The following is a 489-nucleotide window of genomic DNA, read 5'->3' as shown; positions in this document are numbered from 1 at the left end:
GGAAGCGAGCCCTGAGATGAGTTTTCCCTGGCGCTTTAAGCGTCCTAAAGGGTTGTTCAAGACTAGAACGTTGATAGGCAGGGTGTGTAAGCGCTGTGAGGCGTTGAGCTAACCTGTACTAATTGCCCGTGAGGCTTAACCATACAACACCCAAGGGGTTTTGATGGACTCAAAAATACAAACGCTTGAATGAGTTTGAAGAGATAAAACTTTTAATAAGCTTTCCAGATTATTTTGCCTTCAGTTTTTAAAAAAGCTGAAAGTAAAAACAAAATTTTGCTTGGCGACCATAGCATTGTGGACCCACCTGATTCCATGCCGAACTCAGAAGTGAAACACAATAGCGCCGATGGTAGTGTGGGGCTTCCCCATGTGAGAGTAGGACATCGCCAGGCTTTAATTTCGACTTTGCTTAGTAATTAAGCAAGTCACCATAAAGTTCTAAATAAACTTAGAGTTTTATGTTGACTTCAACAGTCAGTCGCGTAT

2 rRNA genes are annotated in these 489 nt (G+C 42.3%); both read left to right on the top strand.

Going from position 1 to position 489, the window contains the following annotated elements:
* Positions 1–143 (top strand): 23S ribosomal RNA (locus A3712_RS23940); the annotation flags it as partial.
* 136 nt (positions 144–279) lie between these two features.
* Positions 280–395, top strand: a 5S ribosomal RNA gene (rrf, locus tag A3712_RS23935).
* Positions 396–489: the final 94 nt, after the last annotated feature.

This window comes from Vibrio sp. HI00D65 (assembly GCF_001635455.1).
Taxonomy (GTDB): domain Bacteria; phylum Pseudomonadota; class Gammaproteobacteria; order Enterobacterales; family Vibrionaceae; genus Vibrio.
This window is presented reverse-complemented; position numbering and strand designations above follow the sequence as displayed.